Source organism: Gordonia sp. McavH-238-E, from assembly GCF_022348225.1.
GTDB classification, from domain to species: domain Bacteria; phylum Actinomycetota; class Actinomycetes; order Mycobacteriales; family Mycobacteriaceae; genus Gordonia; species Gordonia terrae.
Genome location: NZ_JAKRFE010000008.1, coordinates 289,387 through 305,360 on the forward strand (window position 1 = coordinate 289,387; position 15,974 = coordinate 305,360).

Annotated in this window: 13 protein-coding genes; 5 read left to right on the forward strand and 8 right to left on the reverse strand. The window is 67.8% G+C overall.

Going from position 1 to position 15,974, the window contains the following annotated elements; genetic code table 11:
* Positions 1–4: 4 nt before the first annotated feature.
* Positions 5–1,210, reverse strand: a complete 1,206-nt coding sequence (locus tag MHN80_RS14635) for an acyl-CoA dehydrogenase family protein (protein WP_239402436.1) — start codon at positions 1,208–1,210, stop codon at positions 5–7.
* A 64-nt stretch (positions 1,211–1,274) separates the two neighbouring features.
* The gene (locus tag MHN80_RS14640; protein ID WP_239402437.1) at positions 1,275–2,951 is read right to left on the reverse strand and encodes an AMP-binding protein; all 1,677 of its coding nucleotides are present in this window, start codon (positions 2,949–2,951) and stop codon (positions 1,275–1,277) included.
* A gap of 116 nt (positions 2,952–3,067) precedes the next feature.
* On the opposite strand from MHN80_RS14640, the gene MHN80_RS14645 reads away from it, so the two are divergent.
* On the forward strand, positions 3,068–4,387 hold the full coding sequence (locus MHN80_RS14645) for an MFS transporter (RefSeq protein ID WP_239402438.1): 1,320 nt from the start codon (positions 3,068–3,070) through the stop codon (positions 4,385–4,387).
* Between the two features lie 132 nt (positions 4,388–4,519).
* Entirely contained in the window at positions 4,520–5,473 is a 954-nt protein-coding gene (locus MHN80_RS14650; protein ID WP_004020463.1) for a DUF808 domain-containing protein, read from the forward strand.
* 70 nt (positions 5,474–5,543) lie between these two features.
* Here the strand turns inward: MHN80_RS14650 and MHN80_RS14655 are convergent, their stop codons facing one another.
* The 6 genes from MHN80_RS14655 to MHN80_RS14680 form a co-directional block, all read right to left on the reverse strand.
* On the reverse strand, positions 5,544–6,326 hold the full coding sequence (locus tag MHN80_RS14655; RefSeq protein ID WP_239402439.1) for a sulfite exporter TauE/SafE family protein: 783 nt from the start codon (positions 6,324–6,326) through the stop codon (positions 5,544–5,546).
* 62 nt (positions 6,327–6,388) lie between these two features.
* Entirely contained in the window at positions 6,389–7,495 is a 1,107-nt protein-coding gene (locus MHN80_RS14660) for a sn-glycerol-3-phosphate ABC transporter ATP-binding protein UgpC (RefSeq protein ID WP_238420335.1), read from the reverse strand.
* Positions 7,496–7,601: 106 nt separating this feature from the next.
* A complete protein-coding gene (locus tag MHN80_RS14665; RefSeq protein WP_239402440.1) occupies positions 7,602–8,489 on the reverse strand; it encodes a carbohydrate ABC transporter permease in 888 nt (295 codons plus the stop codon).
* Positions 8,489–9,442 (reverse strand): carbohydrate ABC transporter permease, encoded by a 954-nt coding sequence (locus MHN80_RS14670; protein WP_239402441.1) that lies wholly within the window; start codon positions 9,440–9,442, stop codon positions 8,489–8,491. Before MHN80_RS14670 ends, MHN80_RS14665 begins: the two co-directional genes overlap by 1 nt.
* A gap of 2 nt (positions 9,443–9,444) precedes the next feature.
* Positions 9,445–10,803: a sugar ABC transporter substrate-binding protein gene (locus tag MHN80_RS14675; protein ID WP_239402442.1), complete on the reverse strand. Its 1,359-nt coding sequence runs from the start codon at positions 10,801–10,803 to the stop codon at positions 9,445–9,447.
* On the reverse strand, positions 10,800–11,843 hold the full coding sequence (locus MHN80_RS14680) for a sugar-binding transcriptional regulator (RefSeq protein ID WP_239402443.1): 1,044 nt from the start codon (positions 11,841–11,843) through the stop codon (positions 10,800–10,802). Before MHN80_RS14680 ends, MHN80_RS14675 begins: the two co-directional genes overlap by 4 nt.
* Positions 11,844–11,992: 149 nt before the next feature.
* Here MHN80_RS14680 and MHN80_RS14685 point away from each other — a divergent pair, with 149 nt between their 5' ends.
* The 3 genes from MHN80_RS14685 to xylB are packed head-to-tail and all read left to right on the forward strand — an operon-like array spanning position 11,993 to position 15,932.
* A complete protein-coding gene (locus MHN80_RS14685; RefSeq protein ID WP_239402481.1) occupies positions 11,993–13,057 on the forward strand; it encodes an NAD(P)-dependent alcohol dehydrogenase in 1,065 nt (354 codons plus the stop codon).
* Complete coding sequence (locus MHN80_RS14690; protein ID WP_239402444.1) at positions 13,054–14,529, forward strand: mannitol dehydrogenase family protein; 1,476 nt, start codon at positions 13,054–13,056, stop codon at positions 14,527–14,529. The genes MHN80_RS14685 and MHN80_RS14690 overlap by 4 nt, the downstream gene beginning before the upstream one ends.
* The gene (gene xylB / locus MHN80_RS14695; RefSeq protein ID WP_239402445.1) at positions 14,526–15,932 is read left to right on the forward strand and encodes a xylulokinase; all 1,407 of its coding nucleotides are present in this window, start codon (positions 14,526–14,528) and stop codon (positions 15,930–15,932) included. The genes MHN80_RS14690 and xylB overlap by 4 nt, the downstream gene beginning before the upstream one ends.
* The last annotated feature ends 42 nt before the right edge of the window (positions 15,933–15,974 follow it).

A 15,974-nucleotide genomic window follows, 5' to 3' on the forward strand; every position in this document is an offset into this window, starting at 1 on the left:
ACTCCTAGCGGGGTTCGCGCGGCAGTCCGAGGCCGCGTTCGCCGATGATGTTCCGTTGGATCTCGTCCGAGCCGCCCGCGATGCGGTAGCCGGGTGCGCCGAGTAGATGCTCCGACCATGCGAAGGTGTCGGGTTCACCGGTGTCGGCGATGATCCGGTCGCCGAGAAACGATGCTGCCGCGTCGCCGACGCGCTTCAGGTTCTGCGTCCACACGAGTTTCCCGATGGAACCCTCGACTCCCGGGACGGCACCGGCGCGCTCACGTTCGGCGTAGCGCGCCACCATCAGTGCCGCTGCCCGTTCGTAGATCGCGGCGTCCCCGAGGCGCTGCCGGACAAGCGGGTCGTCGGACAGCCCGAGACGGTCGACGAGACGAGCGAGATCGACGCTGTTGCCACCGGCACTGACGATTCCGGCGCTGGAGTTCCGTTCGAAACCGAGTGTGGTGAGCGCGACCTTCCATCCGTCGCCCTCGGCACCGACCCGCAGGGAATCCGGCAGCTCGACATCGGACAGGAAGACCTCGTTGAATGTCGATCCGCCGGACATCTGCCGGATCGGCCGGATCTCGACGCCGGGCGTGTCCATCGGCACCATGAATGCGGTCATGCCCTTGTGTTTCGGCACCGACCGGTCGGACCGGGCGATGAGCAGACCCCACTCCGAGAATTGCGCGCCGGAGCTCCACACCTTCTGGCCGTCGATCCGCCAGGTGTCCCCGGTACGCACCGCTTTCGTCGACAACCCGGCGAGGTCCGAACCCGCTCCGGGTTCGGAGAACAGCTGGCAGCACAGCTCGTCCGCGCGCAGGAACGGGCGGACGAACCGTTGCCGCTGCTCCTCGGTGCCCAGCGCGTGCAGGGTTGGCGCGACCAATTCCACTGTCACCAAGACATTCTCATGGCGTTCGGGAGTCTGGTACCCGCGTTCGAGATTCACATAGACGCGTTCATGACCCGCTGTCAGGCCCGGGCCGCCCCAGTCCGGGCCCCAGGTGATCGCGCCGAAGCCCGCGTCCACGCGTCGTGCCTGCCAGGCCCGGGCCGCGTCGATCAGCGCGCGTTCCTCGTCGTGGGTCCGGTTGTGGAAGATGGCGTAGTTCGGTTCGTGCTCCTGTGCAGCCCGCGCCGGGAGTTCCGCGTCGAGCCAGGCCCGTGCCTGGGTTTCGTAGTCGTCGAGCGTGATCGCGCCCGGCATCGTGGTCGTCATTCTCGTTGTCCCTGTCCTGCTCGGTCTGGCGGTCGTACTCGGAGTTGCTCTGACGCAGCGCTTCTCATCTCTCGTGTGCAGCGGAGATGGTCACGGCCTGCATCTGTGGCGGTGTGATCGTGCGGTCGCGCGTCCAGTCGCGGAGGGCGAATTTCTGGATCTTCCCGCTCGCCGTCTTCGGCAGGGAATCGACGACGAAGATGCTCTCCGGGACCTTCTGCATCGCGATTCCTCTCGCGGAGAGGAACTCCCGTACCTCCTCGAGCGTGAGATCGACGGCGTCCCGGGTGACGACGAAGGCGCACCCACGCTCTCCGGTCCGGGGATCCGGCCCGGCGACGACCGCGATCTCGGTGACGGCGGGGTGTTCGCTCAGTTCGTTCTCGACATCATGCGTGCTGATCTTCTCGCCGGACCGGTTGATGATGTCCTTGATCCGGCCGACGATGTGGATGCCGCCCTGGGCGTCGAAGTAGGCGAGATCCCCGCTGCGGAAGAACCCGTCGGCGGTGAAGGCCTCCTCGTTCAGCGAGGCGTCGAGGTATCCGAGGCAGGTGTCGGGTCCGCGCCAGAACACCTCCCCGACGACGCCGGTCGCAGCGCTGCCCCCGGCACCGTCGGACACGATGACCTCGGTCGGGGCCAGCACGCGTCCATCCGTGCCGGTCCGCAGGTACGGATCATCCGATCTGTTCGCCGACGTCACCGAGGGTCCCTCCGTGGCCCCGTACATCCGCGTGACGGTGCCGAGCACCTCGGTCGCCCGGGTCACCAGCGAGTCCGGGATGTCGGCGCCCCCGCAGATGATGTACCGCACCGACGGGGTCCGGACGCCCCGCACGGTGGCGGCCTCGAGCAGGCCCCGCAGGAACGGCGTCGCGAAGATCATGAAGCTCGCGTTGTTCTCGAGCACCCTGGTCAACGCGACTTCGGGGTCCCACACGTCCTGCAGCACCACCGGCGCACCGAGCAGGAACGGCAGGGTCAGGGCACAGTTCACCCCGGTCACGTGCGTCACCGGTGACGGGTTGAACACGACGTCGCGCTCGTTGAGCCCGAACGTCTCGATCATCGAGCTGTTCTCGAAGACCAGCGTGTTGTGACTGTGCAACGCCCCCTTCGGGTCCGCGGTCGTTCCCGACGTGTACAGCAGCAGACAGACGTCGTCGGGATCGGCGCGGGGCAGCGCGCGCACGGTCTCGATCATCTCCGGCGTCGCGGAGTCAATCAGCGACGTGAGGTCGACAGCCCCGGCGTCCGAGGTCGCGCATCCGGTCGTCACCACCAGCTCGAGTTCCGGAAGTTGCTGCCGCAGAGAGGCATACATGGCGTCGTGATCGAAGCTCCGGTGCGTTCCGGGAACGAAGGCGGCCTTGGTTCGTGCCTGGCCCAGGATGAAACCGACCTCGCGCTCGCGATAGATCGGCACGATCGGGTTCGCGACGCCGCGAACCCGGTGGATCGCATGGAATACGACGACCGCGTCGGCGGAGTTCGGGAGCTGGAAGGACACCACGTCCCCCGGTCGGACGCCACGGTCGTACAGCGCGGCCGCGAGACGCAGGGACTCGCGCTCGACGTCGGCGAACGTCAGTCGCCGGTCACCGTCGATGATCGCGACGACGTCCGGATACAGCGCGGCCGCGCGCTCGACGAAGTGGTCGACGGTCTTGTCCCGCCAGTGGCCCGCCGCCCGGTACTGCTCGGCGAGGTCGGGATGTGGAGAGTGCGTGGGACGCATGGTGTTTCCTCTGGGAACTCTTGCCGATTGCTCGTGTCGCGTTCTAGAGTAACCCACGTCTCACTAAATATGTACATATTAGTGCTCCCAGTGCCCTCCCCTCAGAAAGAGACCCCATGGCAACCCAGGATCAACGGAGCAGGCGTGCGGTGATCGCCGCCGGCGTCGGAACGGTGGTCGAGTACTACGACCTGACGGTGTACGCATACCTCGCGGTGGTGGTCAGCCCGCTGTTCTTCCCGAGCGACGACCCGACCGCGTCCCTGCTGTCGAGCCTCGCGGTGTTCGCGTCGGCGTACCTCATGCGGCCGATCGGCGGCATCTTCTTCGGCCGCCTCGGCGACCGCTTCGGCCGCAAACGCGCGCTGCTGGTGTCGGTCATCCTGATGGGTGTGGGCACCACGCTGATGGCCCTGCTGCCGACGTACGCCGCGGTCGGGGTCCTCGCGCCGATCCTGCTGGTCATCGCCCGGCTGCTCCAGGGCTTCTCCGCCGGCGGCGAGCTCGGTGGTGCGCTCACCTACGTCTACGAGGTCGTCGGGCCGAAGCGCCGTGGCCTGGGCGGATCGATCGTCGCGCTGGGATCGAACAGCGGCTTCGCGCTCGCCGCGATCGTCGTGGCGACGACGTCCGCCCTGACCTCCGAGGCACAGATGGACAGCTGGGGCTGGCGGGTCCCGTTCGTCGCCGGACTTCCGCTGCTGCTGCTCTGCCTGTGGCTCCGAACCCGCATCGAGGACTCGCCGGAGTTCACCAAGACCGCCGAGCGCCGCGAACTCCCGAAGGCACCGCTGCGAGAACTGTTGCGCAGCCAGCCGATCCAGGTCCTGCAGGTCCTCGGTCTCGGCATCGCACAGAACGCCACCGGGTACATGGTGCTCACCTACATCGGCATCCATCTCGTGCGTGAGGGCGGTTACAGCCAGACCGCGGTCACCTGGACCGCCGCCGGCGTCATCGTGTTCGTCGCGTCGTGTATGCCGATCGCGGGACTCCTGGTGGACCGCTTCGGAAGTCGACCCGTCCTCATCGCCGGCCTGCTGACCGCGGCCACTCTCGCCTACCCCGCGATGGCCCTGATGACCGGCCACGGCCTCGCGGTCGCGGCCCTCGCCTTCGCGGTGTTCGCGCTGTGCACCCCGCTGATCCAGGTCGCCACCGCACCGCTGTTCCCGTCCTTGTTCGACACGAAGGTCCGTCTGACCGGCGTGGCGCTCGGCTTCAACCTCTCGACGGTCCTGGCCGGCGGCACCGCCGCGTACATCGCCACGTGGCTGATCGACCGCACGGGCAACTCACTCGCGCCCGCCTACTTCCTCATCGGCGCCAGCGCGATCGGACTGCTGACGCTGATGACGATCCGGCGGAAGGCACGGGCCCTCGGGGACGCCACCGACGCCACCGGCGACGCAGTGGCTGCCCCCGCCCGTTCCTGACCCGAACGGCGCCATCCGGTACCTGAGGGGCGAATCCGACGAAACGGACGCGGGCCGCCACCAAGCGTGTGGTCCGCGTCCGTGTGGGCATACTGTTCGAGAACTCGATCCCCTCGAACCCCGGAGGTTCCCGTGGCCAGTGGTCTCGTCGCCTTGCTCGACGACATCGTGACCCTCACCCGGGCCGCCGCGGCGTCCCTGGACGACATCGGTGCGGCGGCCGGCAAGGCCAGCGTCAAGGCGGCGGGCGTGGTGGTCGACGACACTGCCGTCACGCCCCGTTACGTCCACGGTTTCACCCCCGACCGGGAGCTTCCGATCGTGCGGAAGATCGCCATCGGATCGATCCGCAACAAGCTGCTCATCATCCTGCCGGTCGCGATGATCCTGAGTCAGTTCCTCCCCGGCGCCCTTCCCTACCTGCTGATCGCCGGCGGCCTCTTCCTGTGCTTCGAGGGCGCCGAGAAGGTATGGGAGGCCATCGGCGGCGGCCACCACGCCGAGGAGCAGACCGCCGGTGAAGCCGGGCCCGAGTTCGAGAAGACGATGGTCAGCGGCGCGATCCGCACCGATCTGATCCTGTCCGCGGAGATCATGGTCATCTCGCTGTCGTCGGTCGAGTCCGAACCCTTCTGGACACGCCTGGCCGTCCTCGTGGTCGTCGCCGTCCTGATCACGGCGCTCGTCTACGGCGTCGTGGCGATCATCGTGAAGATGGACGACGTCGGTCTGGCACTGGCGCAGCGCGAGTCACCCCTGCTCCAGAAGACCGGTCGTGGTCTCGTCCGCGCCATGCCCACGATCATGTCGACGCTGACGGTCGTCGGCATCGCGGCGATGCTCTGGGTGGGCGGTCACATCCTGATCGTCAACGTCGGCGAAGCCGGTTTCCACTGGCCGGCGGACCGCCTCCACGACGTCGAGCACTGGTTCGGCGAACTTGTCCACGGCGGGTTCGGCTCCGTCCTCTCGTGGACGGCGGGCACCGTGTTGTCCGCCGTCGTCGGCCTCGTCGTCGGTGCGGTGATCGTGGCGATCCTGCACGTCATCCCGCGCCGGAAGAAAGACGCCGCCCCCGCGCACTGACCCCCGCACCCGTCGACCGTGCGTCGTCTTCCGTCGACTGGGCGTCGTTGTCCGTCGACTGGGCGCCTGATCACGCGAGCAGGCGCCAGAGGCCTATCAGTCCGACGACGACGATAACCCCGCGAAGCGCGCGGGGTGAGAGCCGACGTCCGTATCTGGCGCCCAGGAAGCCACCAGCCAACGAGCCGATCGCGATGGCCGCTGCCGCCCACCAGTCGATCCGGTCGAACGCCACAAGCGTGTACGTGACGGCGGCGACAACGTTGACGACCAGGCTCAGCAGGTTCTTCGCGGCGTTCATCCGTTGGAGGTGATCGGGCACGATCACCCCGAGGACGCCCATCAGGAGGATGCCCTGCGCAGCGGTGAAGTACCCGCCGTAGACGCCGACGGCGAATGTCCCGACGGTCATCGCGGCGATCCGCACGGGACCGAGATGCGGGGGTGTGAGATCACCGCCGTGAGTGGAGCGACCACCCACCCATTTCTGGATGTAGGGCTGCGCGACGACGAGAATCAGCGCGGCGACGAGCAGGACCGGGACGACCGTCTCGAACACCGTCTCGGGCAGGTGGAGCAGGAGCCAGCAGCCGATGATCGCGCCGGTGAACGACGCCGGCATCTGCCAGCGGAGACGCGTCCACTGCCCCTCGAGTTCACGCCGATAACCCCACGTACCCGACACCCCGCCGGCCACCAGACCGATCGCATTGGACATGGTCGCGGTCACCGGCGGAACCCCGAAAGCGACCAGCGTCGGAAACGTGATGAGCGTCCCGCTTCCGACGAGGGCGTTGATGGCTCCCGCCCCGACGCCGGCGACGAGCACGGCGGCCAGTTCCCAGATGGTCACAGTCTCCGAGAGTGCCCTCCGGGAGATTCGGCGGGTTCACCGGGGTGGCTTCGAGCCTTCTGTCAGTTGAGGCGGTCGCCACTGGATGGGTCGAACAGGTGCACCGCGCTGTCGGACTGGCGCAGGCGGATGCCCTCGCCCCGCTTGGCGGGTGCCCGCTCGGCCGACCGCGCGACCATCACCATCGGGTCGCCGTCGAGGTTGCGCACCGAGTCGTCGGCGAGGTTGGCGTAGATGTAGCTCTCGCTGCCGAGCTCCTCCAGGAGAGCGACATCGGCGTTGAGGCCGGTGCCGTTGTCCGACAGCGTGAGGTGCTCCGGACGGATGCCCACGACGACCGAGTCGAGCCCGGAACGACGCAGGGCCGCCTGCGCTTCGGCGTCGATGTCCACGGCAGCACCCGACACGGTGATCACGCCGTCGACGACCGGTGCGACGAAGAGGTTCATGCCCGGAGATCCGATGAACCCCGCCACGAACGAGTTCACCGGTCGGTCGTAGAGTTCCGTCGGCGTGGAGAACTGCTGCAGGACACCGTTCTTGAGCACCGCAACGCGGTCGCCCATCGTCATCGCCTCGACCTGGTCGTGTGTGACATAAACCGTCGTGGTGCCCAGGCGCCGCTGCAGGGCTGCGATCTGGGTGCGGGTCTGGACACGGAGTTTGGCGTCGAGGTTCGACAGCGGCTCGTCCATGCAGAAGACCTGGGGTTCGCGAACGATGGCGCGGCCCATGGCGACGCGCTGCCGTTGTCCGCCAGAGAGTTTGGCGGGCTTGCGATCCAGGAAGTCGGTCAGATCCAGCAATCGGGCCGCCTCGGCGACCTTGCGCTTGCGCTCCTCGGCCGGCACACCGCGCATCTTGAGCGCGAAGCCCATGTTCTCGCCGACGGTCTTGTTCGGGTACAGCGCGTAGTTCTGGAAGACCATCGCGATGTCCCGGTCCTTCGGGGCGACGCCGACCATGTTGTCCCCGCCGATCCGGATCTGGCCGGAATCGATCTCCTCGAGACCGGCGAGCATCCGCAGCGCCGTCGACTTTCCGGACCCGGATGGCCCGACGAGGACCACGAACTCGCCGTCGGCGATGTCCAGGTCCAGCGAGTCGACGGCGAGCTTGTCCGCGCCGGGGTAGACGCAGCAGGCCTTGTCGTAGGTGATGGAAGCCATGATGTTCTCCGGTTTCTACAAAGGTGTTGTGCGAGTGCGTGTCAGAGGGGACGGGTCACTTGATTGCGCCGCGCTGGGACCGATGGCGCGATACCGAACTGAGCTGTCACTTGATCGCGCCGAACGAGAGACCGCGGACGAGCTTGTTCTGGGCGATCCAGCCGCAGATGACGACCGGGAGCGCGGCGAGCACGGAAGCCGCGGACAGCTGCGCCCAGTACAGGCCCTGACCGGACATGAAGCCGGTCAGGAACACCGGCATCGTCTGCGCGTTGACCGCGGTCATGTTGACGGCGAAGAAGAACTCGTTCCAGGAGAAGATCACGCAGATCAGTGCTGTCGCTGCAATTCCCGGCGAGATCAGCGGGAGGATCACCTCGCGCACCGAGGTCCAGAGACTCGCGCCGTCGATGCTGGCGGCCTCGAGCAGTTCCCCGGGCACCTCGAGGAAGAACGAGCGCATCATCCACACGGCGATCGGGAGGTTCATGGCCGTGTACAGGATGATGAGGGTCCAGATGTTGTCGAGCATCCCGATCTCGCCGACGATCACGTAGAGGGGGATGATCGCGGCGACGATCGGCAGCATCTTGGTGCTGATGAAGAAGAACAGCGCGTCCTTGGTCTTGCGTACCGGCCGGAGTGACAGTGCGAACGCCGCGGGCACGCCGAGCAACAGCACCAGGATCGTCGAGACGATGGTCGCGAACACCGAGTTCAGCAGGGGTGTACCGATTCCCGCGTCGAAGACGTCCCGGAACTGCTGCAGTGTCGGCTCGAAGAAGAAGGTCGGCGGGTTCGTCGCCGCGTCGCTCTCCTGCTTGAACGCGGTCAGCACCATCCACAGCACCGGGAAGAAGAAGCCGATCGCGAGGATCCAGGTCACCGCGGTCAGCGCCGCTTGACGTGGTTGTCGACGACGTCGGATCTCGGTGCCGGGCTTCCCGTCTGGTTGCCCGGCCGACGTACGGTCGGAGCGGATGTCGGTGGTCATCAGGCCGGCTCCTCTGTCCCGGTGAATGATTTGAAGATCAGGCGTAGAGCGAGCGTGGCGACGACGATCGTGCCGATCACGGTGACCACGCCCATCGCCGCAGCCTGGCCGATGTCGAAGCCGAGGAACGCGCGCTGGTAGATGTAGTACGACAGATTCGAACTGGATACTCCCGGGCCGCCGGAGGTCATCATGTACACCGCGTCGAAGGTGTTGACCAGGTAGATCGCGCCGAGCACCGCACCGAGTTCGATGAAGCGACGCAGGTGCGGCAGCGTCAGTTCCCGGAAGAGCCGGAAGCTGGTGGCGCCGTCGACGCGCGCCGCCTCTTGGATGTCACGGGGCATCGACTGCAGACCCGCGAGGATCAGCAGCATCATGAAAGGCGTCCACTGCCAGACCAGTTCGGCCATCACGCTCATCAGCGGGAACTCCGACAGCCAGTCGGTCTCGATGCCGAACGGACTCAGGGCCCAGTTGACGAGACCGTTGGTCGGCGACAGCAGGCTGGTCTTCCACAGCAGCGCGGCCGCCACCGGGGTGACGAGGAACGGAGTGATCAGCAACGTGCGGACCACCCCGCGGCCGAGGAACTTCCGGTCGAGCAGCAGCGCGAAGAGCAGGCCCAGGAGCACCGAGATCAGTACGGTGCCGACGATCAACAGGATCGTGTTCACGGTCACCCGCCAGAACTGGCTGTCGCCGAAGACCGCGACGTAGTTGTCGAGGCCGACGAATGCTCGCGAGTCCGGGCGCACCAGGTTCCACGACTGCGTGGAGTAGTACAGCGTGAACACGAAGGGGATCTGGGTGACCACGATCAGGAAGATCAGGGCGGGGAGAAGCGGACCACGTCGGCGCCATCCCTCGGCACGCGTGACGTGATCGCGCGAGGACTTCAGCGGCGCCTTCGACGCGGTGTCGGGTGGCGGAGTGGAGACTGCGGTGGCCATGATCACTGCTCCCTCTGGTAGGACTTGCCGACGACCTGGGCGTACTCCTGCGCCTGCGCGAGCGCGTCGTCGACGCTGATCTGGCCGGCGATCGCTGCCGAGATCTGCTGGCTCACCCGGGTTCCGAGATCCTGGAACTCGGGGATGGCGAGGAACTGGACTCCGGTGTAGGGCACCGGCTCCAGGGTCGGCTTCAGCTGGTTCGCCGCACGCATCGCGCTCAGCGTCTGCTCGGCGAACGGGGCGGCGAGTTCCTTGTAGGCCGGCAGCTCGTACGTGGACAGGCGGCTGCCCGGCGGTACGTGACTGGGCCCCAGGGTCTCCGAGACGTACTCGATGTAGCTCTTGCTGGTCATCCACCGGATGAACTTCCACGCCTCGTCCTGGTGCTTGCTGCTGGTGGGGATGCCCAGTGACCAGGTGTAGAGCCAGCCGTTGTCGCCCTTGGCCATACTCGGGGCGGGCAGGTAGCCGACGTCACCCGCGATCGACGAGGTGTCCGGGCTCTCCAGCACCGACACCGCGGACGTCGCGTCGTACCACATCGCAACCTGGCCCTGCGACAACAGGTTTCCACATTCCTGGAACCCGGACGATGCCGCGCCGGCCTCACCGTGGTTCCGGACCGTGTCGACGTAGAACTTCACCGCTGCGGCCACCTCGGGACTGTCCAGCTGCGCATTCCAGTCCTCGTCGTACCAGCGTCCGCCGAACGCGTTGATCACGGTGTTCAGCGGGGCGAGCACCTCGCCCCAGCCGGGCTTGCCGCGCAGGCAGATCCCCGCCGTACGCTCGTTGTCGAGTTTCGCCGCCGCTTCGGCGACCTGGGGCCACGTCGGCTGAGGCGGCAATGACACCCCGGCCTCGGCGAACAGCTTCTTGTTGTACATCAGGAATGACGACTCGCCGTAGAACGGCGCCGAGTACATCGAACCGTCGTGGGACAGAGCCGTCTTCAGCGTCGGGATGAAGTCGTCGGCGTCGTAGTCGGGATCGGCGTCCATGTACGGGGTCAGGTTCACGAGCCAGCCGTACTCGCCCCACATCGGGGTCTCGTAGTTGCTGATCATCACGACGTCGAATTCACCGCCGCCGGTGGCCACCGATGCGGTGATCTTGGCGCGCGCCTCGTTCTCGGAGAGGGTCACGAACCGCACCGTGACGCCGGGATTCTGCTCCTCGAACTGTGTGGACAGCTTCACCGCGTCCTGCATCTGCGAGTTGGAGACCATCGCGACGGTGATCTCGCGACCTCCGCCGCCGGTGAGTGAACCCGCGCCGGAGCAGCCGGTGAGCACCAGCGCCACGGTCGCGATCATCGCACCCAGCGCCCATCGCACTCGCTGTCGGGAGAACGTCATTGTTCGCCTTTCTCTTGCATCACAAGCCATTCGGCGGTCTCCACATCGGTGACGAGAATGGTGGCGTAACCACCACGCAGCGCGCCGAGGATGGATTCGCGACGGTGTGTCCCACCGGACACGAGGATCGAGGTCGGGCAGGCACGGACCGCGTCGAGTGACACCGAGACGGTCCGGTCGACGAGGCTGGAGGGGACGGCGCCGCCGTTCGCGTCGTAGAAGCGTCCGCCGATCTCCCCGACCGCGCCGAGGTCGAGCAGTTCGTCGAGGACGACCGCGTCGATGAACGAGCCCTCGAACAGAGTTGTCGAGGTCGACACCGAGCCGACACCGAACAACATCACCTGCGCACCGCGCGCCGCCGAGAGTGCCTGCGAGAGGATCGAATCACGGTTCACGGCTGTGACCGTCTCCGGGTCGACGTAGAGCGGTGCGACCAGCCGCAGCGGTCGGGCATGGAGCCGTTCGGAGAATCGCGAGAGCGCGTGGTCGACGCCGGTGTGGTACTCGACGGAGGTCATCGAGCCGTCCATCTGCACGACCCGCTGACACGAGGCGGACGCAGCCATGGCGTCGGCGACGGCCACTTGTTCGGGCCCCCAGGTGAATCCGAAGGTGTCCGTCGGCTGTATCCGTCGGGTCAGCACCGACGCCCCCGCTCGACCGAGCGCGGCGTTGCCGGTGGTGGTGCCGTCGGCGACCTCGTCGATGACGAGGACCTCGTCGAGCCCCAGGGTCTCCTCGACCGCGCGTTCCAGATCGGTGTGGATGGATGCCGACAGGTGCGCCGGGGCCGATACCGACACCTGCACGAGACCCTGCGCCCGGGCACGGGCGACGAGCCGCCCGGCGGTTGGGCGCGAGACACCGAGACGGCCCGCGATCTCGGCCTGGGTCAGGCCCTCGAGGTGGTACATGGTCGCGGCGCGGACGAGGAGACGCAGGTCCTGGCCGGAGTCGCCACCGCCGCGCGGCGTGGCCACACGCGGCACGGCAGGGGTCTCCCCCTCCGCGCCGATCGCCGACTTTCGAGGTGCCATCCGAGGGTGCCCCTTCACGTCCATTCGCCGTCACCACCGAGCCGTGGTGGTGAGCATCTGCTCACTGGCGGTCAATGTGCTCAATAAGCTAGCATCTGGGTGTGACCCACGCAACAGTCGATTGCCGCTTATTGCGCATACCGGACGACATGCGCGCCGGCGTACTGCATCCCGACCTGACGGTGACCACCGAACGTCGCCGGTCACCCGAACCCGGAGCCGGCGACGTCACGGTGGCCGTTCGCGCAGTGGGCGTATGCGGCTCGGACACCCACTACCTCCGCCACGGACGGATCGGTGAGTACGTGGTCCGCGATCCGCTCGTCCTCGGCCACGAAGCCGCCGGAGTGATCGTCGCCGTCGGGAACGGCGTCGACCGGGCTCGGATCGGCGAGCGGGTCTCGATCGAGCCGCAACGTCCCGACCCGACCACGCCGGAGAGCAAACGCGGTGACTATCACCTGTGCCCGCGGATGCGGTTCTACGCGACACCCCCGGTCGACGGCGCTTTCGCCGAATTCGTCACCATCGGAGCCGATTTCGCTCATCCGGTACCTCCTGAGGTCTCGGACGAGGCGGCCGCCCTCTTCGAGCCCCTCTCGGTGGGCATCGCCGCCATGCGCAAGGCCGAGGTCGCAGCTGGCGGCTCCGTGCTGATCGCCGGCGCCGGACCGATCGGCCTGATGGTCGCCCAGGTCGCGCGGGCGTCCGGTCTCGCGCGCATCGTCGTGAGCGAGCCGGACGAGCAACGCCGTCTGCGCGCACGGGATTTCGGCGCGACGACGGTGATCACACCCGGCACGGAGATCGAACGGGTGGATGCGTTCGTCGACGCGAGCGGAGTCGCCGGCGCGGTCCGGGAAGGCCTGTCGCGGGTTCGTCCCGGCGGACGTGTGATCCTGGTCGGCATGGGCGCCGACACCATGGAACTCCCGATCTCGCTCATCCAGAATCGCGAATTGGTCGTGACCGGGGTGTTCCGCTACGCCAACACGTGGCCGACCGCACTGGCCCTGGCCCGGACGGGAGCAGTGGATCTCGATGCCATGGTGACCGCGCGGTTCGGCCTCGACGAACTGACGGACGCGCTCAACGCCGATCGCGTTCCCGGGAACATCAAAGCGGTGGTCTACCCGGCCATCTCGCGCTACGAACCGAACTCGGACGACGACGCCGAGACCGTCACGACCCGGCCGGAGGGAACCCGCCGATGAGCACATCGCTGACCGACGAGACGTTGCCGCGGCTCGGTGGCGTCGACACGCCCGCGTTCGATCGCGCGGCGGTGACCCCGGGGATCGTCCACTTCGGTGTCGGCGCCTTTCATCGCGCGCACCAGGCGATGTACCTCGACCGCCTTCTCGCCGCCGACCCGTCGGCGAACGACTGGGGCATCTGCGGGGTCGGTGTCCGCACCGCCGACGCCGCAATGCGGGACGCCCTCGTCCCACAGGACGGACTGTTCACCCTCACCCTCAAGCATCCCGACGGCGCCGTGGAGACCTCGGTCGTCGGCTCGATCGTCGACTATCTGTACGCACCGGACGATCCCGAGAAGGTGATCGACCGGTTGAGTGACCCGGCGACGCGGATCGTCTCATTGACCGTCACCGAGGGCGGCTACAACTTCTCACCGTCGACCGGCGAGTTCGACGCCACGAACCCGGACATCGTCGCCGACCTCGAGGCGAGTGCGCCGCCACGCACCGTGTTCGGACTGGTGACCGAAGCTCTGGCTCGACGCCGCGAACGCGGGACACCGTCGTTCACGGTGATGTCCTGCGACAACATCGAGGGCAACGGCCACATGGCCCGTTCGACCTTTCTCGCCTACGCCCGGTTGCGCGACCCGGAACTCGCGGGGTGGATCGAGGACAACACGCGCTTCCCGAACTCGATGGTCGATCGGATCACCCCGGCGACGCCGCCCGACCTGGCCGACGAGGTCGAGGATCGCACCGGCATCGTCGACAACTGGCCGGTCGTCGCCGAACCGTTCACCCAATGGGTCCTCGAGGACGACTTCGCGATGGGACGTCCGGCGCTGGAGAAGGTGGGGGTCCAGGTCGTCGACGACGTGACCCCCTACGAGCTGATGAAACTGCGACTGCTCAACGCCGGCCACCAGGCGCTGTGCTACTTCGGTTATCTGCTCGGGTACCGCTACGTCCACGACGCCGCATCCGACCCCGACATCCGTACTCTGCTGCGTCGCTACATGACCGAAGAGGGAGCGACCACGCTCCGCCCCCTCCCCGGCGTGGACGTCGACACCTACATCGACACCCTGCTCGAACGATTCGCCAACCCCGCGATTGCCGACACCATCGCCCGCCTCTGCCAGGACTCGTCCGACCGCATCCCGAAGTGGCTGGTGCCGGTCATCCGCGAGCGCCTCGAGCAGGATCAGCGAAGCGACCTGGCCGCCGCGGTCGTGGCGAGCTGGACCCGGTACGCCGAGGGCGTCGACGAGGCAGGCGACCCGATCGACGTCGTCGATCCCCTCGCGGCCGATCTCGTTCCGCGCGCGCAGCGCTCACGGACCGATCCCCTCGCTTTCGTCGCCGATCCCGAACTGTTCGGCGCTCTCGCGGAGAAACCGTTGTTCACGGAGCCGTACCTGTCCGCGCTGGAGTCGTTGCGCAGCAGGGGCGCTCGTGCCACGCTCGTCGGTCTGCTCGCATGACGACGCTGGTCGCCGGGATCGATTCGTCGACGCAGTCGTGCAAGGTCGTCGTGTGCGATGCCGCCACCGGACGGGTGGTGCGCGCCGGGCAGGCACCACATCCTCCCGGGACCGAGGTGCACCCGGATCACTGGTGGGACGCACTGTGTTCGGCGGCGAGCGAGGCCGGCGGGCTCGAGGACGTCGCGGCGGTCTCGGTCGCGGGCCAGCAGCACGGCATGGTGTGCCTGGACGAGGCGGGGCGCGTCGTCCGAGACGCGTTGCTGTGGAACGACACCCGCTCCGCACCGAGCGCGACCGCCCTCGTCGCCGAACTGGGCGGCCCGCAATCCTGGGCACGCTCGGTCGGTGTGGTACCGGTGGCATCGATCACCGCGACCAAGCTCCGCTGGCTGGCAGACCACGAGCCCGAGCACGCCGACGCCACCGCGGCGGTCTGCCTACCCCATGACTGGCTCACCTGGCGCCTGCGCGGGAGCACCGACATCGGTCAACTGACCACCGACCGAAGCGACGCCTCGGGAACGGGTTACTTCAGCGCGGCGCGCGATGAGTACCGAGTCGATCTGCTGGAGAGGGCGTTTCGAGGTCGACGGCCACTGCTCCCCCGCGTACTCGGCCCCGCAGAGCGAGCCGGGACCACCCCGTCGGGGACCGTCGTGGGCGCGGGGGCCGGTGACAACGCCTCGGCCGCACTGGGATTGCATGCCGGGCCCGGAGATGCGGTCGTGTCCCTCGGGACGTCGGGCGTGGTCAGTGCGGTCGGCGACGTGGCGCCGGATGACCCGTCAGGTCTGGTGGCCGGGTTCGCCGACGCGACGGGGCGTCACCTGCCGCTGGTCTGCACGCTCAACGGCGCCCCGGTGCTGTCGGCGACCGCGACGATGCTCGGCGTGGACCTGGCCGAGTTCGCGCGGTTGGCGATGTCGGCCGAGCCGGGCGCGGGTGGCGTCACGATGGTGCCGTACCTCGCCGGCGAACGGTCGCCGAACCTTCCCCAGGCGACCGGCACACTGGCGGGCCTGACCTCCGCCAATTTCACGCCGGCCTCGATCGCGCGAGCCGCCGTCGAAGGTCTCGTCTCGTCGCTGGTCTTCTGCCGCGAGCAGATCGAGGGGCAGGGCGTCGGGGTCGATCGGGTGTTGCTCACCGGGGGTGGCGCGAAATCGGCAGCGGTCCGCGAGATCGCGCCGGGCCTGTTCGGCGGCGAGGTCGTCGTACCCGCCGACGGCGAACACGTGGCGCTCGGTGCGGCGCGTCAAGCAACCTGGGCGCTGACCGGCGAACTCCCCGTGTGGGAGTCTCCGACCCACACGCTCACCGGACCACCCACTCCCGAGGTGTACGCCCGATACCGCGAGGCCGCGCGGATGGTCGCGCACGCGCACGGGTCGTCCGGCTGATACGCCGAAGTCGCGCGCCGAGCGGTCGCACCGGGGACAATG